The following is a 22,947-nucleotide window of genomic DNA, read 5'->3' as shown; positions in this document are numbered from 1 at the left end:
TCATTCTCCTCGTTGGTAGCCGGGTCGTTGCGGCACGGTGCGCCAGAGCGGCGAATGGGCCTCCTCCACCGGTGGACCCGGGGCGAGCTTCCACGACCCGCCCGCGATGTAGTTGATCATGACGTTCATGACGGCGGCGACCGGCACGGCGAAGAGGGCGCCCGCGATTCCGGCGAGCAGCGAGCCCGCCGATACCGCCACGACGACGCCGAGCGGATGCACCTTCACGGCCGTTCCCATGATGAGCGGCTGCAGGATGTGTCCCTCGACCTGCTGCACGAGCAGCACGATGCCGAGCATGATGAGCGCGATGACCCAGCCGTTGTAGACGAGCGCGATGAACACGGCGAGCGCCCCCGTGACCACGGCGCCGACGATGGGGATGAAGGAGCCGAGCAGCACCAGGATCGCGATCGGCACCGCGAGCGGCACGCCGAGGAAGAAGGCGCCCAGGCCGATGCCGACCGCGTCGATGGTGGCCACGAGGATCTGCACCTTCACGAAGTTCTGCAACGTCGCCCAGCCGGCGTTGCCTGCGCCGTCGACCGCCGCGCGTGCGCGGCTGGGGAAGACGCCGACGATCCAGTTCCAGATGCCTCGCCCGTCGATGAGGATGAAGATCGTCGCGAAGACGGCGAGCAGCATGCCCGCCACGAAATGCCCGAGGGTCGATCCGACCGAGAGGGCGCCGCTCACGAGGACGCCGCTGTCCTGCTGCGCGGCCGCGAAGATCTGATCGACGAAGGCGTTGAGCTGGGTTTCGGTGACGTGCATCGGACTCTCGAGCAGCAGCACCCGGAACTCGTCCCAGGCGACGAGCGACTGGGCGGCCAGATCGTCGAAGCCGCGCACGATCTGGCTGATGCCGAGGGTGAGCAGGCCCCCGACGACGGCGAGCGTCGCGAGCATCACGACCGTGATCGCGAGCCACCTCGGCCACCGATGTCGCTGCAGGAAGTGCGACAGGGGCACGAGGAGCGCACCGATCAGCACCGCGACCAGAATCGGGATGAGGATGAATCGCAGCTGGAAGATCAGGAAGATGACGACCGCGAGCACGCCGCCCACGAGCAGGAGCCGCCACGACCATGCGGCCGCGAGACGCATGCCGTAGGGCACCGAGTCGGAGGCGTCGCGACGCGGTGGAGCAGTGTGGGGCGTCTCGGGCGCACGGGTACGTCGGCGCCGCGAAACCCTGCCCCGAGCCCGACCGTTCGACCCAGTCATCGCTCCAGTCTAGGCGCGCAGCATGCGGGAAACGGCATGCGATGGCCCACTGTCGGAGGCGACCGTTAGCCTCGAAGGACCATGGTCGATTCCGTCAGTCGGGCCCTCGCACGCCGCATCTCCCTCGCCGCCCAGGGCTTCGGGCGATCCACGCCCGACGCCCCCGGACTCCGTCAGGTACGCGGCGTCGTCGAACGTCTCGGGCTGCTCCAGATCGACTCCGTCAACGTGTTCGAGCGCAGCCATTACCTCCCGGCCTTCAGCCGGGTCGGCGCCTACGACCGCGCCCTGCTCGACCGCTTGGCGCATGGCAGGCGTGGTCGCCTCCTCGAGTACTGGGCGCACGAGGCGGCGTTCATTCCCCGCGAACTCTGGCCGCACTTCGAGTTCCGCCGCGAGGAGTACCGGCGCCGGGGCAGCGATTGGGGCGGGTGGCTCGTCGAGAACCGCGCGCTCGCCGACTGGCTGCGCCGTGAGCTCGAGGCCAACGGTCCGATGCCGGCGAGCGCCATCGAGCACGATGCCAACGAGCGCCGCGGCCCGTGGTGGGGCTGGTCCGACGTGAAGCGCACGCTCGAGTGGATGTTCCGGGTGGGTGAGGTGGTATGCATCGAGCGGCGGCGGTTCGAGCGTGTCTACGCGCTTCCCGAGCAGGCCCTTCCGCCCGAGCTCCTCGGCGTGCCGCCCACCGAGGCCGACGCCGTGCGCGAGCTCGTGGGGCGCGCGGCATCCGCTCTCGGCATCGCGACCGAAGCCGACCTCGCCGATTACTGGCGCATGAAGCGCGCCCAGGTGCGTGCAGCGGTGCACGACCTCGAAGATGCCGGCGAGCTCGTGCCGGTCGAGGTGGCCGGGTGGAACACCGGCAGACGCCCGACGCCCACTTGGGTGCACCGCGATGCACGACGACCGCGGCGACTCGAGGGCGCCGCCCTGCTCTCGCCGTTCGATCCGGTCGTGTGGTTCCGCCCGCGCACCGAGCGACTCTTCGACTTCCACTACCGCATCGAGATCTACACGCCCGAGGCCGACCGCAAGTTCGGCTACTACTCGCTCCCGCTGCTCATCGACGACGACCTCGTGGGGCGAGTCGATTTGAAGAGCGACCGCAAGTCGCGGGTCCTGCGCGTGCAGTCGGCGTGGTCGGAGCCGGGGGTCCCCGCCGACACCGCAGCACGGCTCGCGCCGGTCCTACGGCAAGCCGCGGCGTGGCAGGGTCTCGACGACATCGAGGTGGTGGGTCGCGGCGACCTCGCGCCCGCGTTACGCGCCGAGCTCAGCGCCCCCTGAGGCAGCCGCCGCTCAGAAGGCGCCGCCCATCTGCTCGAGCCGCTTCACGCGCTCGGCGATCGGCGGGTGCGTGGCGAACAGCCGGTCCATGACGCCGGGACGCAGCGGATCGGCGATCCAGAGGTGCGCCATCGAGGAGTTCTGGCGCCGCATGGGCCGCCCGTACGCCTCGAGCTTCTCGAGCGCGCTGGCGAGTGCGTCGGGATGGCGGGTGGTCATCGCGCCCGTGGCATCCGCGAGGTACTCCCGCTGGCGCGAGACGGCCAACTGCACGAGGCTCGCGACGAGCGGGGCGATGAGCATGGCGACGAGGCCGACGATGAGCATGACGGGGTTCTGGTTGTTGTTGCGCCCGCCGAAGAAGGTCATGCGCAGGAACATGTCGGAGATGAAGCCGATGGCCACGACGAGCCCGAAGACGATCATCGACAGCCGGATGTCGTAGTTGCGGACATGCCCGAGCTCATGGGCCATGACACCCTCGAGCTCGGCGTCGTCCATGATCTCGAGGAGCCCGGTCGTCGCGGCGACGACGGCGTGCTCGGGGTCTCGACCGGTGGCGAACGCGTTCGGGGCAGGGTCGGAGATGACGTACACCTTCGGCATGGGGGAGCCGGTGGTGATCGACAGATTCTCGACCGTGCGCCACAGCCGCGGGTGGTCGGCCTTCGAGTGCAGCTGGATCGCACCCGACATGGCGATGGCCTGCTTGTCGGCGGTGAAGTACTGGATCAGGGCGTACGCCGACGCGACCACCACCGTCACGATGACGATCGTGAGGTCTTGGTAGACCCACGCCGCGAGCCAGCCCAGCCCGCCGATGATGGCGAGGAAGAACAGGATGATGAAGACGGTGTTGCGCTTGTTCCTGGCGATCGCTCGGTACAACGCCGGCCCTTAGAACTGCACGCGCGGCGGCTCTGCGATCGCCGCAGGCTCCGTCACCTCGAAGAACTCGCGCTCGTTGAAGCCCAGGCTGCGCACGAAGAGCGTGTTCGGAAAGACCTTGATCTTCGTGTTGAGCTCGCGCACGCCGCCGTTGTAGAACCGACGCGAGGCCTGGATCTTGTCTTCGGTGTCGACGAGCTCGGCCTGCAGCTGCAGGAAGTTCTGGCTGGCCTGCAGCTGCGGGTACGCCTCGGCGACCGCGAAGATCGACTTCAGGGCCTGCTGCATGTGGTTCTCGGCGGCACCCGCCTCGGCCGGGCCGTGCGCCTGCAGGGTCTCGGCACGAGCGCGCGTGACGTTCTCGAAGACCGCCTTCTCGTGCGCGGCGTAGCCCTTCACCGCCTCGATGAGGTTCGGGATGAGGTCGGCGCGGCGCTTGAGCTGCACCGTGATGTCGCTCCAGGCCTCGTCGACACGCACGTTGAGCGTCACCAGCGAGTTGTAGGTCGCCCAGAGATAGATGCCGATGATCACCACGAGCGCGACGACGATGATGACGGGGATGAGCCATTCCATGGCACGGACTCCTAGCGCTCTTCGCGAAGACTTGGTGTGCCACCATCCTAGTGAGGGGCGGGCCCGATTCATCGGGCTTCCCATGAGACTCGGAGGGAAGTTCCAAGCGACTCAGGGCTCGGATTCAGGCCTCGGTCGCGGGGCGCGGTGCGTCGCCCGCGGAGCTGTCGACGAGGACCCGGTCGAGGTAGGCGTTCGCGAAGCGGCGTTCGGGGTCGAACTCGTCGCGGACCCCCACGAAGTCGTCGAACCGGGGGTACACCGCGCGCAGGGTCTCGGCGGCCTGGGTGTGCATCTTGCCCCAATGCGGTCGTCCGTCGAAGCCGCGCATGATGTCCTCGACGGCCGCGAAGTACTCGCGGGGGTCCTCGCGGAAGTAGCGGTGCACCGCGAGGTACCCGGTGTCACGTCCGTACGCGGTCGAGAGCCAGTTCTCGTCGGATGCCGCGGCCCGCACCTCGATCGGGAAGCTGATGCGCCACCCCTTCCGCTCGATGAGCCCGCGCACCTCGCGGAACGCGTCGGGCACCGCCGCGAGCGGCACGGCGTACTCCATCTCCCGGAACCGCACGCCGCGATGCGTCGTGAACACCCTCGGCGAGAAGTCGGCGAAGTCCCGGCCACCCGAGAGTCGTTCGACGAGGCGCGCGAGGCGAGGCGTCGTGCCCGGCGCGACTCGGCCGACCGCGCACACGGCGCGGTAGGCGCCATTGGCGAGCAGCTCGTCGTCGACCCACCGTGAGAGGCGCCCGAGGGACTTCCGCGGCGCCTCCCCCGGCAGCCGGGTGTTCGTCTTCGTGAGCGCGCCGCCCGTGTGCGGGAACCAGTAGAACTCGAAGTGGTCGGCCCCGCGCACCCGATCCATCCACCCGTCGAGCACATCGTCGAGCGGTTCGGGACGCTCGACCGCATGCAGCACGTACCTCGGAACCAGCTGCAGCGTCAGTTCGACGAGGACACCGAGCGCGCCGAGCCCGAGGCGCACGGCGGGCAGGAGCTCAGGGCGCTCGGTCTCACTCACCGTCACGAGCTCCCCCGTGCCCGTCACGAGCTTCACCCCGACGACCTGGGTCGCGAGGCCGCCGAACGCAAGGCCCGTGCCGTGGGTGCCCGTCGAGATCGCGCCCGCGATCGTCTGCCGGTCGATGTCGCCCATGTTCGCCATCGCGAGACCGTACGGTGCGAGGAGGTGCGGCAACCGATGCAGCGGAGTACCGGCCGCGAGCGTGACGCGGCCGGTCGAGACATCCGCGTCGATCACCCCCGAGAGGTCGGTGAGATCGAGCTGCACGCCGGGCGCGACGGCGATGCCGGTGAAGCTGTGGCCCGAGCCCACGGGCTTGATGAGCAGGCCGGATGCCGCGGCCGCGGCGACCGCGCGCTGGACCGCGCCGGCCGTGGCCGGCCGTTCGATGCGCAGCGGACGCACCGCCTCCGTGCGTGCCCAGTTGCGCCAGGTGGCTCCGCTCGCCGTCACAGGAACGCCTTCCCCTCTCCTCGGTACGTCGGAACCGTGTCGACCACGCGACCGCCGTCGACGACGGCGAACGCGTTCAGGTGCTCGGCGAGCTCGCCCGACTTCGTGTGCCGGAACCACACCCGGTCGCCGACGCGCAGGGATCGTGCGGCCCGCCCGGTGACGGGCGTCTGCACCTCCCCCGCGGCCTCGCGAGGGAGCAACGAGAGCCCTTCGGGCCAGACGATGCGCGGCAGTCGATCGGGGCCGGGCGGACCCGACGCGATCCAGCCACCGCCGAGGATCGTGGCATGCTCGGGGCTCGGTGAGCGCACGACGTCAAGCGCGAACGCCGCCGCAGGAGCCGGCCGGAACTGCGCGTACCCGTCGAACAGGTGTCCGCCGAGCAGGCCCGAACCTGCGGCGATCTCGGTGACCGAGGCATCCGCCGCCGTCGCCTCCAGCGAGCCCGTGCCGCCGCCGTTGACGAACTCGAGATCGGCGTGCTCGCGCACCGCGGCGACCGCGCGTGCGCGCCGCTCGACGAGCTCGGGCATCGAGCGCGACTGCATCCACCGGTTCATGGCGCCGTCGACGGGTCGGCCCGCCGGCCGGTTCACGACACCCGCGATCTGCGCCTCGTACGCCATCATGCCGACGAGTCGGTAGCCCCGCCGCCCGGCGATGTACGCGGCGAGCGCGCCCGCCTCGGCCGGCTCGTGCACGGGCGACCGGCGCACGCCGAGGTGTCCGAGCACGGGCACCTGCCACGAGGCGTCGAGTTCGAGGCACACCCGGATCGTCTCGCGCTCGCCGGGCGGCAGCACGGCGTCGATGAGGTCGAGCTGCTGCGGCGAGTCCACCATGAGCGTGATGCGGCCCGCGAGGTCGGCGTCGAGGCCGAGTCGGCGGATGCCGCGGCGCTCCGCCGAGGGGTAGCCCACCACGAGGTCGTCGACGGTGTCGGCCAGCCACAGCGCCTCGGCGAGCGTGTACGCGAGCACCCCGTGGTACCCCGGCTCGCGGAGGAGCGCCTCGATGACGCTCCGCGCCCGCACCGACTTCGTGGCGATACGGATCGGGGTTCCGGCGGCGCGGCGCACCATGTCGAGCGCGTTGTGTCGCAGCGCCGCCAGGTGGATGGCTCCGACGGGCGCGTCGACGTCGCGCGTGGCCTCGGTGAGGGAGGGCCAGTGCCGGGCGGGATCGAGCCAGCTCGGGGCATCCGTCGCCGCATCGCCCATCCGCAGGTCGAGGCCCGTCATCGGGGGTCTGCCATTCTCGAGAGGGCGTCCGCCGCCGCTCGCGCCACCGCGCGGGCGGCGGCGTCATCGCGGTCGACGAGCCAGGTGAGGGTGAGCCCGTCGGTGAACGCGACGAGCACATGCGCCACCTCGGCGACCGGGCGGCGCCAGGTGGTTCCAGCGGCGTCGGCGGCGATCTCGAGCGAGTGCTCGGCGAGCTCGGCGTAGCGGCGGTACTGCGCGACGGCGAGCGGATGCCGCTCCGCCGAGCGGAGGGCGTACTGCGTGAGCTCGAGCATGGCCTGCTCGTGATCGGGGTCGGCCTCCAGGTGCTCGAGATAGCGCAGCAGGCCCGACTCGAGGATCTGGCGCAGGTCCTGGCCGGGAACGACGTCGGGGATGACCGCCTGCTGCTCGCGGGCGACGACCGTGGCGATGAGCTCGTCGATGAGTTCGTCGCGCGAGTCGAACGCGTAGTGGAAGCTCGCGAGCGACATGCCGGCCTCGGCGACGATCGCGCGCGTGGTGGCCTGGGCGATCCCCTGCCGCGAGACGACGCGCAGGGCGGCCTCGACGAGGGCGTTGCGGCGCTCGGATGCGGGGATGCGGGCCACCGGGCTCCTCTCGACGCCGTCGCCGACTGAAGTGGGACGGTCGTCCCAGTCGCACCAGTATGCAGGAAACGCGTCGTCGCTGCATCCGTCGCCCGCTACGCTCGCAGCATGCGCCTCGGGGTCCTCGACGTCGGTTCCAACACCGTGCACCTGCTCGTGGTCGATGCCCATCGCGGCGCGCGGCCGATCCCGATGACGTCGCAGAAGTCGGTGCTCCGCCTCATGCGGTACCTCGACGCCGACGGCGCGATCCGCCCCGAGGGCGTCGATGCGATCCTCACCGCGGTCGGCGAGGGCGCCGAGGCTGCGCGGCGGGCGGGCATCGACGAGTTCCTCCCCTTCGCGACGTCCGCGATCCGAGAGGCGGCGAACGGCGAGGAGGTGCTCGCACGGGTCGCCGACGAGACAGGCGTGGAACTGCAGGTGCTCTCCGGCGAGGACGAGGCGGAGCTCACCTATCTCGCGGTGCGCCGCTGGTACGGCTGGTCGGCCGGGCGGATCCTGCTGTTCGACATCGGCGGCGGCTCGCTCGAACTGACGCAGGGCCTCGACGAGGTTCCGGATGTCGCGCGGTCGCTGCCGCTCGGAGCCGGCCGTTCGACCATCGAGTTCCTCCCCGACGACCCGCCGTCTTCCGACCAGGTCGCGAATCTGCGCGGGCATGCGCGGGCCATCCTCGCCGAGGCCGTTGCGCCATTCCGCGAGCTGCCCGCACCCGACCACATCGTGGGATCGTCCAAGACCATCCGCTCGCTCGCCCGGCTCGCGGGCACGGTCGAGGAGGGCGTCGGGCCATCCGATCGCAGCGTGCTCACCCGCCGCGGTCTCGACGACTGGACGCCGCGGCTCGCGAAGATCCCCTCCGACGCCCGCCCGGCGCTGCCGGGCATCACCGCCGACCGGACGTTCCAGATCGTCGCCGGTGCAGTGGTGCTCTCCGAGGCCATGCGGGCCTTCGGCGTCGACGAACTCGAGGTGTCGCCGTGGGCGCTGCGCGAGGGGCTGATCCTGCGGCGCCTCGACCGGTTCAACGAGTAGGGTCGCGCGCTCGCTCGCTGCTCGCCCGCCGCCGGCCCCGCTGCTAGCCTGTGGCCAGCGAGCGGAGACGAGGATGCTTCTCTTCGAGGAGGCCGGCGCCGCGATGACGGGCGAAGACGTCGTCCGGGTCATCGTCGCCATCCTCACCGCGCTCGCAGCGCTCCTGGCGCCCCGGCTGGGCGCCCGCCACGACGACCTCGAGCAGGCCGAGCGGCTGACGACCCTCCTGCCCGACCTGGCCTCACCCGAGCGCGAGCTCCTGCATCAACTCCGCGACGACCACGCGGTGGTCTGGGCGCTCCGGCAGGCCGCGCCGGTGCTGCCCCGCGATGCTCGATCGGGTCAGGTCCGACCGCCGCCGGGCCTGGATGAGCGCCGAACGCGCGAAGCGCGGACTGCGTCCCCCCGTGGACGACCGCCTGTTCCTGGAGGTCGCGAGCGACGCCGAACGACGGGCCGCATGGCAGCGCGCATCACGAGACCGAGCAGAAGGAGAGGATCGACATGGCTGAGCGAGTGACGCGCGAGGTGCTCGAGGGCTTCCTGAAGGCGTTCAACGAGCACGACCTCGACGCGATCATGGGCTACTTCGCCGACGACTGCGTGTTCTACATGCCGAGAGGCGCGAAGCCACGCGGCGACCGGTTCGTCGGCAAGGAGGAGGTCCGGGCAGGGCTCGCGAAGCGATTCGAGGGCATCCCCGACGTGCACTACGGCGACGACCGCCACTGGGTCTGTGCCGACGGCTTCGGGGTCTCCGAGTGGACGCTCACCGGCACCTCGACCGCCGGTCAGTCGATCGAGGTGCGCGGCGTCGACCTGCTCGAGTTCGACGACGACGGAAAGATCACCCGCAAGGACTCGTTCTGGAAGATCCTCGAGTGACGTCCGACGAGTGCTCCCGCTGGGATTCGAACCCAGACTGAGGCGATTTTAAGTCGCCTGCCTCTGCCGATTGGGCTACGGGAGCGCGATGCCGCCCTGTGGCGGCACCGCGTCCACATTACTTCGCCGGGACCGGCTCGCCCTTGGCCTCGACCTTGGCCGGCTTCGATGCACCGGTTGCGGTGGTCGACCTCACGGCTCTCGAGGTGTTGCCACCGGATGCCGCGACGGCGGGTACCGGCGCCGGAGCGGCCGCGGCGGGCGGCTTCGGGCGGGCGGCGAACGCTTCGAACTGGGCACGCGGGTCCTGCAGCGCGGCGAGCGACACGATGTCGCGACCGAGCCAGAAGTTGTTCCACCAGCCCCAGAAGACGCGGAACTTGCGTTCCCAGCTCGGCATCGCGAGACCGTGATAGCCGCGGTGGGCGAACCAGGCGATGAGACCGGTCAGGGCGATCTTGCCCGACTGGAAGACGCCCGAGCCGATACCGAGGCCGGCGACCGCGCCGAGGTTCTTGTGGAAGTACTCCTTCGGCTCCTCGCCGCGGAGGACCGCCACGATGTTCTTGGCGAGGAGCTTGCCCTGGCGCACGGCGTGCTGGGCGTTCGGCACGCAGTACCCGCCGACGCCGCCGCCCGAGAGGTCGGGCACCGCGGCGATGTCGCCGGCGGCCCAGGCGTCGGCCACCCAGTCGTCTTCGTCGCCGACGCGCAGGTCGGCGCGGGTGAGGATGCGGCCGCGCTCCTCCACGGGCAGGTCGCTGGAACGCACGATGGCCGGGTTCGCCATGACACCCGCAGTCCACACGATGAGGTCGGACTCGAACGTGTCGCCGGTCGACAGTTCGATGACGCCGTCGCTTGCGCTCGTGAGCTGCGTGTCGAGGTGGATCTCGGCACCGCGCTGCGCGAGGTGCTTGATGACCCAGTAGCTCGTCTCGAGCGACACCTCGGGCATGATGCGGCCCATGGCCTCGATGAGGTGGAAGTGGGTCTCGTCGAAGCTGAGCTGCGGGTAGTACTCGAGCAGCGCGCTCGCGAAGGAGCGGAGCTCGGCGAACACCTCGATGCCCGCGAAGCCCCCGCCCACGACGACGAACGTGAGCAGGCGCTCGCGCTCGGGACCGGGGGGCAGGGTCGCCGCCTTGTCGAAGTTCGTGAGCACGCGATCGCGGATGGCGACGGCCTCTTCGACCGTCTTGAGCCCGATGGCGTTCTCGGCGATGCCGGGAATCGGGAAGGTGCGCGACACGGCGCCGCCCGTCACCACGACGACGTCGTACTCCAACTCCCACGAGTCGCCGACCTCGGGCGTGATGGTCGCCGTCTTCGACGCGTGGTCGATTCCGGTGACCTTCGCCGTGATGATGTTCGTCTTCTTCAGGTGCCGTCGCTGGGAGACCACCGAATGGCGCGGCTCGATCGAGCCGGCCGCCACCTCGGGGAGGAACGGCTGGTAGGTCATGTACGGAAGCGGGTCGACGATCGTGACCTCAGCCTCGCCGGGACGCAGCCACTTCTCGAGCTTCCACGCTGTGTAGAACCCCGCATAGCCACCGCCGACGATGAGAATCTTGGGCACGGTGAATGGACTCCTCAGTTGTGATCAATGCGGGCTGTGGTTGCGATCACTGTTCGCGAGTTCGGACAGTCCGCCTGGTATGCCGAGTGGCGCCGATGCCCAACAGCGTTGCTAGCGTACCAAATCCGGCGACGAGCGAGAGCGGGACGGTGATGTAGGCCAGCGTCCAGGCCGTCGGCAACAACGTCTGCGCGCCGTCCGACCTCGGCAGCGGCGGGTCGGCGATCGGCACGATCGGCTGGTTCTCGGCGTCGGTCGGCGGGGCCGGGACATCCGCTCGCCGATGCAGCTCGATCCAGGCGGCGAGGCTGCCGAGGGGGTTGGCCTCGACCTCGGCGACGTCGGCCGTGAGCGCCGCGACCGGGTCGATGATGCCCCAGCCGTAGAGCGGGCTCGGCACCTCGTGCCCGTTCGGGTCGGCGGTGCGGATGAGCCGTTCGATGACGTTCGCCGCATCCAGCTCGGGGTACTCGCTGCGTACGAGTGCGACGAGGCCCGAGACGATCGGCGCCGCGGCGCTCGTGCCGTTCCACTGCACGTACCCCCCGTCGGGCAGCACGCCGACGAGGTCCTCGCTCGGCGCGGCCACCGCGATCGTGATGCCCTGCGAGCTCGCGTCGAAGCTCGCGTTCTTCTCGCGATCGACGCCGGCGACGGTGAGCACGCCAGGGATGGTGGCCGGCGCGCCGACCTCGCTGGTGCCGCTGCCGCGGTTGCCGGCCGCGGCGACGACCACCACGTCGTTCTCGAACGCGTACATGAACGCGTCGTCCCAGCTCTCGGGCCAGTCGCGGGTGTTCCGGGTGAGCGACATGTTGATCACGTCGGCACCCGAGTCGACCGCCCAGCGCACGGCCTCGGCGATCTGATCGTCGTTCGACTTCTCGGCGCCGGTGTCCTGACCGAATGCGACCGAGGCGGTGAGGAGGTCGGCCTCGGGGGCGATGCCGATGACGCCGTTCCCCGCCCCCGTGCCCCGACCGGCGAGGAGGGATGCCACGAGCGTGCCGTGGTTGGGGTCGTCGCCGACGGGCGTCTGGCCGTCGGGACTGCCGAGGCCCGAGACATCCGTGCCGCCGACGATCGCGCCGCGCAGTTCGGCAACGTTGCCGTTCACGCCCGTGTCGATGATGGCCACCGTCACGCCCTCCCCGCGCGAGCTGGTCCACGCGGTCGTGAAGCCGTAGTCGGCGAGCCAGTATTCCAGGTCGCGCACGGTGTCGGCGTGGGCCGGGGTCGCGCCGGCGAGCGCGATCATCGTCGCCGCGGCCACCACCGCGCCGACCTTGGCGACGCCGGCGAGCGCGCGACGCACCGGCGAGGTCTCACGCAGTATCGACCGGGTCACACGCGGCTCCCGGTGTCGTCGTCGGCGGGGTCAGCGGGATCGGGCACGTCGACGCCGTAATCGGGGCACTGGCAGACCTCGGGCGACCACGTCGAGCGCGCGAGCGCGAGGTCGCCGATCGGATTCACCCCGGGGCCCGCCGCGAGCGCGTGCCCCGCGAGCGCGTGCAGGCACTTCACACGCGACGGCATGCCGCCCGCCGAGATTCCCGCGAGTTCGGGCACGACCGCGATCGACTCGCGGTCGGCGAGATACTGCTCATGCGCTCGTTCGTAGGCGGCGGCGACCTCGGAGTCGGCGGCGAGCAGTTCACCGCACTCGACCATGACCTGCGCCGCCTCGAGGAACGACATCGCTGCCGTGGCCGCCGGATGCGTCAGGTAGTAGAACGTGGGAAACGGCGTGCCGTCGGACAGCCGCGGTGCCGTCGACACGACCGTCGGCGCTCCGCACGCGCATCGTGCCGCGATGCCCACGACGTCGCGGGGACGTCGCCCGAGTTGCGCCGCGACGATGCTGAGGTCGCGCTCGCTCACCGGCTCGAAGGGGGGCCGCGTCATCCGTCGCTCCCCGCTGCGGGTACGGGTGCCGCGGGCTCGGTCGGCACGGCCGGCGCGGGCGTGAGACCCGCGATCATCACGGAGTCGAGGAGGGTGCGCATCCAGTCGCCCTTCGATTCGGTCACGTCGGCCGAGACCTCGGCCGTGGCATCCGTTCCCGCCGCCGGAGTCCGGTCGTCGATGACGAGATAGCTCACCTCGCCGGGCATCACGTAGTACAGACGCTCGCGGGCCTGGGTCATGATGAACGTCTCGTCGTTCCAGCGTTCGCGCTCGTCGCGGAGGCGCTGCACCTCCTCCTCCTGCTCGGAGACGGCGGCGCGCAGTTCGGCGATCTGCTGCCGCTGGGCGGCGAACGCCGCGATGGTGGGCGCGAGCACCACGACGGCGAGCACGAGCACGCCCATCATGATGAGCGAGAATCCCGAGAAGCGGATGCCGCTGAGCCATCCCGCCCTCGCGGCCGCCGACGATGTGGCCGCTGAGGCCTTGGCAGCGGGCTTGCGAGGCTTGCCGGGCTTCTGGGTCGACTGAGTCGCCTGAGCCGACGTACCGGGCTTGGCGGGCTTGACCGGCTTGGTCGAATTCGTCGGCTTGGCGGGCTTGGCCGGCTTGGCCTGCTTTCGAGCGTCGGGCTTGCCGGACTTCGCGGAAGCCGAACCTGCGACGCCGGCGGGACGCCGTGGAGGGCGCGGCGGATTCTGCGGCATCGCCCCTCCTCACCGACCCGGCAGACGTGTCGGGAGCGGCCTCACGGCAGCCCCCGACACCCGAAATCAGGCCCTGAACCGGGGGAACGCCGTGCGACCGGCGTACACCGCGGCCTCACCGAGCTCTTCTTCGATCCTCAGCAACTGATTGTACTTGGCGACTCGCTCGCTCCGGGCGGGCGCGCCCGTCTTGATCTGACCGCAGTCGGTGGCGACCGCGAGGTCGGCGATGGTGGTGTCCTCGGTCTCGCCCGATCGGTGCGAGAGCACCGCGGTGTAGCCGGCGCGCTGCGCCATCTTCACGGCGTCGAGCGTCTCGGTGAGCGTGCCGATCTGGTTGACCTTGACGAGGATCGAGTTGCCGACGTGCCGGCTGATGCCGTCGGCGAGGCGGGTCGGGTTCGTGACGAACAGGTCGTCGCCGACGAGCTGCAGCTTCGTGCCGAGCGACGACGTCAGCTCGGCCCAGCCGTCCCAGTCGTCCTCGGCGAGCGGGTCCTCGATCGAGATGAGCGGGTACGCGTCGGCGAGCTCGGCGTAGTACGCATTCATCTCGGCGGCCGAGCGATCCTTGCCCTCGAAGCGGTACACGCCGTTCTCGAAGAACTCGGTGGCCGCGACATCCAGGCCCAGTGCGATGTCGGTGCCGAGCGTGAAGCCGGCCTTGCCGATGGCCTCGGCGATGAAGTCGAGCGCGGCCCGGTTGTGCTCGAAGTCGGGTGCGAAGCCGCCCTCGTCGCCGAGCCCGGTGGAGAAGCCCTTCGACTTCAGCAGGCTCTTCAGCGCGTGATAGGTCTCGACGCCCCAGCGGAGACCCTCGGAGTAGGTCGGCGCGCCGATCGGCAGGACCATGAACTCCTGGATGTCGACACCCGTGTCGGCGTGCGCGCCGCCGTTGATGATGTTCATCATCGGCACGGGCAGCACGTGCGCGTTCGGTCCGCCGAGGTAGCGGAACAGCGGCAGGTCGACCGAGTCGGCCGCGGCCTTCGCGACGGCGAGGCTCACGCCGAGGATGGCGTTCGCGCCGAGGCGCCCCTTGTTGTCGGTGCCGTCGGCGTCCTTCAGTGCCTGGTCGACGACCCGCTGGTCGCTCGCGTCGAGGTCCTCGATGGCGGGGCCGAGCTCGTCGAGCACGGCGTCGACGGCCTTCTGCACGCCCTTGCCGAGGTAGCGGTCCGAGTCGCCGTCGCGCAACTCGTACGCCTCGAACGCACCGGTGGATGCGCCCGAGGGGACGGCCGCGCGGGCGAGGGTGCCGTCGTCGAGCAGCACCTCGACCTCGACGGTGGGGTTGCCACGCGAATCCAGGATCTCGCGAGCGCCGACAGCTTCGATGAATGCCACAGTGAACTCCTCTGTGATGGGAATGTGCTTGGACGACTCCGTCGTGATCCGCGGTTCAGTCTAGTGAGGACCGCTCAGGCGTGACGTCGCGCGATTGATGTCCCGATGCGGCGGCACCCCGATCGGTCTCGCCACTCCCCCGGGCGCCCCATGTAGCGAACGGGCGCGGATGCAGGGTCGCACCCTGCAAACGCGACGTCTCGATTGGGTGGCCGGGACCGGCGGCCGCGCTCAGGCCTGCAGGTCGCGGAACGCGAGCGACGAGGCATCCGTGGTCTCGGGCCCCACCTGCGCCCACGAGTCGAAGCCATCGGCAGTCACGCGGTCGAGCAGGGCGCGCACGTTCTTCACGCGACGCTCGAAGCGCACGCGGGTTCCGGATGCCACGAGCTCGTGCTTGAGCGCCAGCAGCGTCGCCGGGGCGACCTCGGCGTCGTAGACGAGCACGACCGATCGCGGACGGCCCTCGTCGCGCACGGCGAGCAGGTCGACGATGCGCTCGAACCCGATCGAGAATCCGCACGCGGGCACCTCCTGCCCGAGGAAGCGCCCGATCATGTGGTCGTAGCGGCCACCGCCGCCCAGCGAGTAGCCGAGGTCGGGGTGCGCGATCTCGAAGATCGTGCCCGTGTAGTAGCCCATGCCGCGCACGAGCGTCGGATCGAACTCGATGGCCGCGTCGGGCAGGGCGGCCCGCAGCGCGAGGAGGTCGTCGTACGCCTCGAGGTCGAGCCACGCCGGCGGACGCACGACGCCGTCGTGGAGGTGCCAATCGGCCGCCTGGAGCGCCTCGAGCTCGGCCGCGACATCCGTGCCCCCGGTGATGACCCCCAGCTCACGCAGCTCGGCCGCAACCCCGGAGGTGCCGATCTTGTCGAGCTTGTCGATCGTGATGAGGGCGCGTTCGCGGAGCTCCTCGGGCACGCCCCACGACGAGAGGATGCGCGCGAGGATGCGCCGATCGTTGATGCGGATGACGCAGCCGCCGAGCCCGAGCGCGTCGAGCGTCGCCAGCGTCGCGGTGAGGAGCTCGAGCTCGGCCAGCTGCCCGGCCTCGCCGATGATGTCGATGTCGCACTGCACGAACTGCCGGAACCGCCCCTTCTGGGGACGCTCGGCGCGCCACACCGGGGCGATCTGGATGGCGCGGAAGACGGGCGGCAGTGCGGCCCGGTGCGTCGCATAGAACCGGGCGAGCGGCACGGTGAGGTCGTAACGCAGGCCGAGGTCGGCGAGCGAGAGGGCGTCACCGGATGCCGCGGCCGCCGCGAGGTCGTCGGGCGTCAGGCCGCGCTTCATCACGGCGAACGCGAGCTTCTCATTGTCGCCGCCGAGGCCGGCGTGCAAACGCTGTGAGTCCTCCATCACGGGCGTCTCGATCTCGTCGAAGCCGTGCGCCCGATACACGCCGCGGATCACGCCGAGGGCGTGCTCGCGGCGCGCCTTCTCGGCGGGCAGGAAGTCGCGCATGCCGCGCGGGGGTGTGACGGATGCGGCCATGCCGACCATTCTTCCAGCACGCGGGTGGCGGCCGTGCGCTCCCTCGGCAGACCTCGTGGCGGCCGCGGCCGGCCGCCGCCGCTCAGCCGTACAGGTCGAGGTCGACGCCGCGCTCGTGTGCCGCGCGCTGCAGGGCCTGCATCTCGTCGATGCCGACCGCGAGGTACACGTGCAGCCCGTCGGCGTCGTCGCGCAGCAGGTACTCGTAATCGGTCGTGACGATGACCTCGTCGTCGGCGTCGAGGTAGCTCCAGCGCACGCGCACGGTCACGATGCGATCGGTGAGCGCGTTGACCGAGCGGATGTCGGGCACCGCCGACTCGAGGCCGAGCATCCGGTACATCGGATACGAGGAGGCCAGCCCGGCCGACATGTCGGCACGGCTCTCAAGGGCGCCCGCGAAGTCGTCGGTCACGATCATCCCCGGCAGCCCCCACAGCCGCGCCGTCGCGTCGGCGTCGAAGTCCCGAAGGGCGGCCGCATACTCGTCGAAGAACTCGGCGATGCGCTCCTCGTCGATGGCCATCCCGCCTCCTCGGTGATCGCGCCGACCCTGCTTGGTCCATCTGAATCGTCCTGCTCCGACGGTACGCCCGCCGCGCGGCATCCGCGACGTCCGACACGGGCCGGCACGGAACGCGCGGCCTGCGTCACGGCTTCGTCGTGTCGCCCCGACGGTCGTCGTCGATGATCGGCGGCGGCCCGTCGGGATCGAAGGTCCCGCCTTCGTTCACCCAGTCCGCGATCTCGGCGGCATCTTCCTTCGTCACCGGTCGACGCCTGCGGAACAGCGACTTCACTCGCTCCGTGAACTTCGACATACCTCGGACCATAGCCCACGGCGTCGACGACCGTCAGGTGTCGACGTCGGCCGTCTCGGCGGCGCGCACCTCGGCCTCGAGCGCGCGCACGGCGTGGCGCAGTGCCCGCTCGGCGTCGAGCCCCTGCGATCGAGCGGATGCCACGAGCCCGAGCAGTGTGCGGCCGAGCTCGTCCTCCGTGGCGGGCGTCGCCGGGGCCGCGGCATCCGTCGCCGACGCCGGCCGCACACCCACTCCCACCTTCTCCGCCTTGCCCAGCACCTTCTGCGCGAGGGCGAGGGCGGGCATGCCGCGCGGGATCCCGTCGAGCACGCTCGTGCGATGCGGCTTCTCGTCGGCCTTCAGCTCGTCCCAGAACGAGACGACGTCGGCGGCGGTCGCGGCGGTGCGCTCGCCGCCGAAGACGTGCGGATGCCGCGACACCATCTTCGCGGTCATGTGCGCCGCGACATCCTGGATGTCGAAGTCCTCACCGGGTGTATGCGCGGCGAGGTCGGCGTGGAACAGCACCTGGTAGAGCACGTCGCCGAGTTCCTCGATCATCTCGTGGCGGTCGCCCGACTCGATCGCGTCGATGAGCTCCCAGCTCTCCTCGACGAGGTACTGCACGAGGCTCTCGTGGGTCTGGTCGGCATCCCAGGGGCAGCCGCCGGGAGCGCGAAGGAACGCGACGGTCTCGATGAGCTCGTCGAGCGGCGTCGTCTGGGAGGTGCGCCCGTGCGGAACCTGGCTCATCCGTCCAGCCTAACGAGGCGACCCGAGCGACCCGATCGACCCCGGGCGCCCGATAGGATCGAAGTGGAGTGCCGGGAAGTCTGGTCGGCCGGTGGGAAACCGCCGAACGCCCGCCACCATGCCGCGCTCGACCGGCATGGAGACTGCCGAACAAGGGGTCCCATGAACTTCCTCCGCTCCGAGCGCTGGTCCGCCGCACTGCTGCTCATCGCCGCGATGCTCGGCTTGCTCATCGCCAACCTGAGCTTCGGGCCCGGCCTCATCGAGCTGAAGAACGCGCACATCGACCTCCCGTGGCTCGGGCTCGACCTCTCGATCGGGCACTGGATCAGCGACGGCCTGCTCGCGGTGTTCTTCTTCATCGTGGCCGTGGAGCTCAAGCGCGAACTCGTCATCGGCGAGCTGAACTCGCTCTCGAAGGCGCTGCTGCCGGCCATCGCCGCGATCGGTGGCGTCATCGTGCCCGCTGGGATCTTCCTGGCGTTCACGGCCGGCACCGACACGGTCGACGGCTGGCCGATCCCCACGGCGACCGACATCGCGTTCGCCCTCGGCGTGCTCGCCGTGTTCGGCCGGTGGATCCCCACGCGCGTGCGGGTGTTCCTGCTCGCCCTCGCAGTGCTCGACGACCTCATCGCGATCCTCATCATCGCGTTCTTCTTCACGACCGACGCCGACCTCGGCGCGCTCGGCTTCGCCGCCATCACCATCACCGCATTCGGCGCCGTGAGTCGGGTGATGAAGCCCCGCTCCACCTGGATCCTCAGGCGTCGGCCGCAGTGGCCGATCATCATCGTGCTCGTCGCGCTCTGGATCCTCACGTGGTACTTCGTCTACCAGTCGGGCGTGCACGCGACGATCGCCGGCGTGGCGCTCGGCCTCGTCATGGCCCGTCGCCCCGCCGGGCGCTCGGTGCACCTGCTCGAACCGTATTCGAACGGCATCATCCTGCCGCTGTTCGCGTTCTCGGCGGCGATGGTCGCCATTCCCCAGGTGCGCCCGAGTGAGCTCGACCCCGCATTCTGGGGCATCCTCGTCGCCCTGCCGGTCGGCAAGATCGTCGGCATCACGCTCGTCGGCGGTCTCGGCAGCCTGGTCGCGAAGCGGCGTTCCGGCACACCGCTCACGCTCGCCGACCTCGCGATCGTCGGCACCTTGGGCGGCATCGGGTTCACGGTGTCGCTGCTCATGAACGAGCTCGCGTTCGCCGAGTTGCCCGAAGTGGCCGACGAGGGCACGCTGGCGGTACTCCTGGGCTCGGGCGCGGCCATGGCGCTCTCGGCGATCTTCGTGACCCTTCTCTCGCAGTACTACCGCCGTCGCGGAGCGCAGAAGGGCATGGGCGGGGCGTTCTCGCACTGAGCCTCACAGCTCAGGCGGTGACGGATGCCTCCGCCGTCGCGTCCTCGACGGGGAAGATCGCGATGATCAACTTCGACACCCACTCGATGAGGTCCGCGTCGTCGGGCAGTTCGCCACCGGGCATGGGGAACGGCACGAGGATCACGTCGTTCTGCGCGAAGTGCTTCGCGCCCGGGTACAGGCGCTCGAGCCGCACGCGACGCGAATCGGGGATGCGCGCGGGCGCGATCCGGAGCTTCGACCCGGTGGCGAGGACATCTGACAGACCGGCGAGCTGTGCCACGCGACGAAGCCGCGAGATCGCGATGAGGTGCTTCACGGGCTCGGGCGGCAGGCCGTAGCGATCGACGAGCTCGTCGAGCACAGCGTCGATCTGGCCCTCCTTCGCTGCGGGGCCGCTTGCCGCCGACAGTTTCTGGTAGGCCTCGAGTCGCAGTCGCTCGGAGTCGACGTAGTCCTCGGGGATGTGGGCGTCGACTGGCAGCTCGAGCCGCAGTTCGGTCTGGCCCTCGGCGACATCGCCGCGGAACGCCGAGACGGCCTCGCCGATCATGCGCAGGTACAGGTCGAAGCCGACGCCCGCGATGTGGCCCGCCTGCTCGGCGCCGAGCAGGTTGCCCGCACCTCGGATCTCGAGGTCCTTCAGGGCCACCTGCATGCCGCTGCCGAGCTCGTTGTTCGCGGCGATCGTGGAGAGCCGGTCGTGCGCGGTCTCGGAGAGGGGCTTCTGCGGATCCCAGAGGAAGTACGCGTAGGCGCGCTCTCGCCCGCGCCCGACACGGCCGCGGAGCTGGTGCAGCTGCGACAGGCCGTACTTGTCGGCGCGGTCGATGATGATCGTGTTGGCGTTGGTGATGTCGAGCCCGGTCTCGATGATGGTCGTCGAGACGAGCACGTCGAACTTGCGCTCCCAGAAGTCGACGACGATCTGCTCGAGCACGTGCTCGTTGAGCTGGCCGTGCGCCACCGCGATGCGGGCCTCTGGCACGATCTCGGCGAGCTTCGCGGCCGCCCGGTTGATCGACGACACCCGATTGTGCACGAAGAACACCTGGCCCTCGCGGAGCATCTCGCGGCGGACCGCGGCAGCGACCTGCTGGTCGGAGTACGGGCCGACGTAGGTGAGGATCGGATGGCGGTCTTCGGGTGGCGTCGCCAGCGTCGACATCTCGCGGATGCCGGTGACGGCCATCTCGAGCGTGCGGGGAATCGGGGTCGCGCTCATCGCGAGGATGTCGACGTTGGTCTTGAGCTTCTTCAGCGTGTCCTTGTGCTCGACGCCGAAGCGCTGTTCCTCGTCGATGATGAGGAGCCCGACGTCCTTGAACTTCACCTGCTCGGTGAGGATGCGGTGGGTGCCGATGACGAGGTCGACGGTGCCGTCGGCGAGACCGGCGACCGTCTCCCGCACCTCCTTGTCGGTCTGGAAGCGCGAGAGCGCCCGGACGTGCACGGGGAACCCGGCGAACCGCTCGGTGAACGTCTCGAAGTGCTGCTTCACGAGGAGGGTCGTGGGCACGAGCATCGCGACCTGCTTGCCGTCCTGGATGGCCTTGAACGCGGCCCGCACGGCGACCTCGGTCTTGCCGAAGCCGACGTCGCCCGCGAGCAGCCGGTCCATCGGGATCGGCCGTTCCATGTCGGCCTTCACCTCGTCGATGGTCTGCACCTGGTCGGGCGTCTCGGTGAACGGGAACGCCTCCTCCAATTCGTGCTGCCAGGGCGTGTCGGGCCCGAACGCGTGCCCCTTCGCCGCCATCCGCGCCGAGTACAGCTTCACGAGCTCGACGGCGATCTCGCGCACGGCCTTCCGGGCGCGCCCCTTGGCCTGCGCCCAGTCGCTGCCGCCCATCTTCGACAGCGACGGCGCCTCGCCGCCGACGTACCGGCTGAGCAGGTCGAGCTGGTCGGTGGGCACGAAAAGGCGGTCGCCCGGCTGGCCGCGCTTCGACGGCGCGTACTCGAGCACGAGGTATTCGCGCACCGCCGTCGGTGCCTGCTGGATGCCCGCGGTACGGCTCGGACCGGTGGGTCGGCTGCCGGTGGCGACCTCGCGCTGCACCATCTCGACGAACCGGCCGATGCCGTGCGTCTGGTGCACGACGTAGTCGCCGGCCTTGAGTTGCAGCGGATCGACGACGTTGCGCCGCCGGGTGGCGAGCTTCTTGTTCTGCCGCGGGTCGTAGCCGGCGGCTCGCCCGTAGAACTCCGACTCGGAGATGAGGGCGAGCTTCACCTCGGGCACCTCGAAGCCGTTCGCGGCATCCGCCTGTACCAGGTAGGCGACGCCGGGCTCGAGGTCGTCGGGCATCGACTCGATGATGCGTGCGGCGAGCCCCGCCTCAGCGAGCACGTCGCGTGCTCGCTCCACGAGGCCGTGACCGGCGGATGCCACGACCAGCGTCCACCCCTCGCGCAGGCGCTCCGCGGCGTGATCCACCGCGCCGGCCACGTTGCCCGCGAAGCTCGGCATGGCGCTCGCGGCGACGCGAACATGCTCCGATGCCACGCTCGCCGTGCTTCCCGCGGCGGCTGCATCGGTGGCGGATGCCGCGACGACCGCCGCGGCATCCCCGAGGTCGAAGCTCGAGAAGGTCCACCAGACGCGCTTGGGGTCGGGTTCGCCGGGCGCGCTGAAGAGGGCCGACTGGCGGAGCTCGCGCATCGTGACGAAGTCGCCGGCGGCCAGGTCGATGGGGGCCTCGGCCCCCGCCGTCGCGGCCGTCCACGCCGCGGCGAGGAACTCGCGGTTCGTCTCGGACAGGTTCACCGCACGGCCGGCGACCCGCTCGGGCTGCAGCACGGCCACGGCGGTGCCCTCGGGGAGGTAGTGGGTGACGGGCACCAGGCGGTCGAGCAGCGCAGGGGCGAGCGACTCCATGCCCTCGACCGGGATGCCCTCGGCGAGCTTCTCGAGGAGCGTGGAGAGGCTCGGGAATTCGTGCAGCATCTCGCGCGCCCGCTGCCGCACGTCGGGGGTCAGCAGCAGTTCGCGGCTCGGCGCGAGCACGACGCGATCGACGACGTCGGGGAGTGAGCGCTGGTCGGCCACCGAGAACGCACGCAACTCCTCGACCTCGTCGCCGAAGAACTCGACGCGCACGGGGTGGTCGGCGGTCGGCGGGAACACGTCGAGGATCCCACCGCGAACCGCGAACTCGCCCCGGCGGGCGACCATGTCGACGCGCACGTACGCGAGATCGACGAGCTTCACGGCGATCTGCGCGAGGTCGTAGCCGCGGCCGCCGGCCACGAGCTCGATCGGCGCGAGTTCGGCGAGGTTGGCCGCGAGGGGCTGCAGGGCGGCACGCACCGAGGACACGATGATCAGCGGATGCCGCTCGCCGGCGCCGGACCATTCGTGCATGCGCCGCAGGGCATACAACCGTCGGCCGACCGTCTCGGCCGAGGGACTGAGCCGTTCGTGGGGCAGCGTCTCCCACGCGGGGAACTCGAGGATCTCGGCATCGTCGAAGTACGGTGCGAGCGAGGACCGCACCGACTCCCCTTCGCGGCTCGTCGCGGTGACGACGAACAGCGCGGGCGGCAGCCCGGCCTCGGCCCGCCGCTGCAGCAGCCCCGCGAGCAGGGGCGCATCGATGCCGGCGGGAGCCGAGAAGTCGGCGTTCCGCAGGGCCTCGGCGAGCGCGTCGTCGATCGTGGAGGCGCGCGAAAGCGCCGTGTTCAAGCCCTGCAGGATCACCGTACGAGTCTACGCGCGCCCTCCGACGCAGCCGCCGCGGTGCGCCCGCCGCGAACGAGTG

General features: G+C 70.4%; 21 protein-coding genes and 1 tRNA gene. 5 read left to right on the top strand and 17 right to left on the bottom strand.

The genetic code is table 11. The features are described from left to right. Positions 1-1,227: an AI-2E family transporter gene (locus AB0K73_RS12090; protein ID WP_360513589.1), complete on the bottom strand. Its 1,227-nt coding sequence runs from the start codon at positions 1,225-1,227 to the stop codon at positions 1-3. 81 nt (positions 1,228-1,308) lie between these two features. On the opposite strand from AB0K73_RS12090, the gene AB0K73_RS12085 reads away from it, so the two are divergent. Further along, entirely contained in the window at positions 1,309-2,517 is a 1,209-nt protein-coding gene (locus tag AB0K73_RS12085) for a crosslink repair DNA glycosylase YcaQ family protein (RefSeq protein WP_360513591.1), read from the top strand. Positions 2,518-2,529: 12 nt separating this feature from the next. On the opposite strand, the gene AB0K73_RS12080 is transcribed toward AB0K73_RS12085, so the two are convergent. The 5 genes from AB0K73_RS12080 to AB0K73_RS12060 all read right to left on the bottom strand — a co-directional run bounded on the left by AB0K73_RS12080 (position 2,530) and on the right by AB0K73_RS12060 (position 7,295). After that, positions 2,530-3,405 (bottom strand): M48 family metalloprotease, encoded by an 876-nt coding sequence (locus AB0K73_RS12080; RefSeq protein WP_360513593.1) that lies wholly within the window; start codon positions 3,403-3,405, stop codon positions 2,530-2,532. 9 nt (positions 3,406-3,414) lie between these two features. After that, positions 3,415-3,981: a LemA family protein gene (locus tag AB0K73_RS12075; protein ID WP_360513595.1), complete on the bottom strand. Its 567-nt coding sequence runs from the start codon at positions 3,979-3,981 to the stop codon at positions 3,415-3,417. 124 nt (positions 3,982-4,105) lie between these two features. Continuing rightward, the gene (locus AB0K73_RS12070) at positions 4,106-5,458 is read right to left on the bottom strand and encodes a D-arabinono-1,4-lactone oxidase (protein WP_360513597.1); all 1,353 of its coding nucleotides are present in this window, start codon (positions 5,456-5,458) and stop codon (positions 4,106-4,108) included. Next, positions 5,455-6,702, bottom strand: a complete 1,248-nt coding sequence (locus AB0K73_RS12065) for an alanine racemase (RefSeq protein WP_360513599.1) — start codon at positions 6,700-6,702, stop codon at positions 5,455-5,457. Before AB0K73_RS12065 ends, AB0K73_RS12070 begins: the two co-directional genes overlap by 4 nt. After that, positions 6,699-7,295: a TetR family transcriptional regulator gene (locus tag AB0K73_RS12060; RefSeq protein WP_360513601.1), complete on the bottom strand. Its 597-nt coding sequence runs from the start codon at positions 7,293-7,295 to the stop codon at positions 6,699-6,701. The genes AB0K73_RS12065 and AB0K73_RS12060 overlap by 4 nt, the downstream gene beginning before the upstream one ends. 108 nt (positions 7,296-7,403) lie before the next feature. On the opposite strand from AB0K73_RS12060, the gene AB0K73_RS12055 reads away from it, so the two are divergent. The 3 genes from AB0K73_RS12055 to AB0K73_RS12045 all read left to right on the top strand — a co-directional run bounded on the left by AB0K73_RS12055 (position 7,404) and on the right by AB0K73_RS12045 (position 9,218). After that, positions 7,404-8,333 (top strand): Ppx/GppA phosphatase family protein, encoded by a 930-nt coding sequence (locus AB0K73_RS12055; protein WP_360513603.1) that lies wholly within the window; start codon positions 7,404-7,406, stop codon positions 8,331-8,333. A gap of 73 nt (positions 8,334-8,406) precedes the next feature. Continuing rightward, positions 8,407-8,853 carry a hypothetical protein gene (locus AB0K73_RS12050; RefSeq protein WP_360513604.1) on the top strand — a complete coding sequence of 149 codons (447 nt, stop codon included), beginning with the start codon at positions 8,407-8,409 and terminating at the stop codon, positions 8,851-8,853. Continuing rightward, positions 8,838-9,218, top strand: a complete 381-nt coding sequence (locus tag AB0K73_RS12045; protein WP_360513606.1) for a nuclear transport factor 2 family protein — start codon at positions 8,838-8,840, stop codon at positions 9,216-9,218. The genes AB0K73_RS12050 and AB0K73_RS12045 overlap by 16 nt, the downstream gene beginning before the upstream one ends. 11 nt (positions 9,219-9,229) lie before the next feature. On the opposite strand, the gene AB0K73_RS12040 is transcribed toward AB0K73_RS12045, so the two are convergent. From AB0K73_RS12040 to AB0K73_RS11995, 10 genes are all read right to left on the bottom strand, one after another. Continuing rightward, positions 9,230-9,303: transfer RNA gene (locus AB0K73_RS12040), tRNA-Leu, on the bottom strand. A 33-nt stretch (positions 9,304-9,336) separates the two neighbouring features. Next, positions 9,337-10,800 carry an NAD(P)/FAD-dependent oxidoreductase gene (locus AB0K73_RS12035; protein ID WP_360513608.1) on the bottom strand — a complete coding sequence of 488 codons (1,464 nt, stop codon included), beginning with the start codon at positions 10,798-10,800 and terminating at the stop codon, positions 9,337-9,339. A 46-nt stretch (positions 10,801-10,846) separates the two neighbouring features. Further along, positions 10,847-12,148 (bottom strand): S8 family serine peptidase, encoded by a 1,302-nt coding sequence (locus AB0K73_RS12030; protein WP_360513610.1) that lies wholly within the window; start codon positions 12,146-12,148, stop codon positions 10,847-10,849. Beyond that, positions 12,145-12,708, bottom strand: a complete 564-nt coding sequence (locus AB0K73_RS12025; RefSeq protein ID WP_360513612.1) for a DUF501 domain-containing protein — start codon at positions 12,706-12,708, stop codon at positions 12,145-12,147. The genes AB0K73_RS12030 and AB0K73_RS12025 overlap by 4 nt, the downstream gene beginning before the upstream one ends. Further along, positions 12,705-13,418, bottom strand: a complete 714-nt coding sequence (locus tag AB0K73_RS12020; protein WP_360513614.1) for a septum formation initiator family protein — start codon at positions 13,416-13,418, stop codon at positions 12,705-12,707. Before AB0K73_RS12020 ends, AB0K73_RS12025 begins: the two co-directional genes overlap by 4 nt. 66 nt (positions 13,419-13,484) lie before the next feature. Next, positions 13,485-14,765: a phosphopyruvate hydratase gene (gene eno, locus AB0K73_RS12015; RefSeq protein WP_360513616.1), complete on the bottom strand. Its 1,281-nt coding sequence runs from the start codon at positions 14,763-14,765 to the stop codon at positions 13,485-13,487. 231 nt (positions 14,766-14,996) lie between these two features. After that, positions 14,997-16,265 carry a histidine--tRNA ligase gene (hisS, locus tag AB0K73_RS12010; protein ID WP_360513618.1) on the bottom strand — a complete coding sequence of 423 codons (1,269 nt, stop codon included), beginning with the start codon at positions 16,263-16,265 and terminating at the stop codon, positions 14,997-14,999. 82 nt (positions 16,266-16,347) lie between these two features. Then, on the bottom strand, positions 16,348-16,791 hold the full coding sequence (locus tag AB0K73_RS12005; RefSeq protein ID WP_360513620.1) for a hypothetical protein: 444 nt from the start codon (positions 16,789-16,791) through the stop codon (positions 16,348-16,350). 124 nt (positions 16,792-16,915) lie between these two features. Beyond that, on the bottom strand, positions 16,916-17,086 hold the full coding sequence (locus tag AB0K73_RS12000; RefSeq protein WP_360513622.1) for a hypothetical protein: 171 nt from the start codon (positions 17,084-17,086) through the stop codon (positions 16,916-16,918). Between the two features lie 33 nt (positions 17,087-17,119). Beyond that, a complete protein-coding gene (locus tag AB0K73_RS11995; protein WP_360513624.1) occupies positions 17,120-17,821 on the bottom strand; it encodes a MazG family protein in 702 nt (233 codons plus the stop codon). A gap of 162 nt (positions 17,822-17,983) precedes the next feature. Between AB0K73_RS11995 and AB0K73_RS11990 the strand changes: the two genes are divergently transcribed. Further along, entirely contained in the window at positions 17,984-19,183 is a 1,200-nt protein-coding gene (locus AB0K73_RS11990) for a Na+/H+ antiporter NhaA (protein WP_360513626.1), read from the top strand. A gap of 10 nt (positions 19,184-19,193) precedes the next feature. Here the strand turns inward: AB0K73_RS11990 and mfd are convergent, their stop codons facing one another. Then, a complete protein-coding gene (gene mfd / locus AB0K73_RS11985; protein ID WP_360513628.1) occupies positions 19,194-22,886 on the bottom strand; it encodes a transcription-repair coupling factor in 3,693 nt (1,230 codons plus the stop codon). Positions 22,887-22,947: the final 61 nt, after the last annotated feature.

It is taken from the genome of Agromyces sp. NPDC052230 (assembly GCF_040679595.1).
Lineage (GTDB): Bacteria > Actinomycetota > Actinomycetes > Actinomycetales > Microbacteriaceae > Agromyces.
This window is presented reverse-complemented; position numbering and strand designations above follow the sequence as displayed.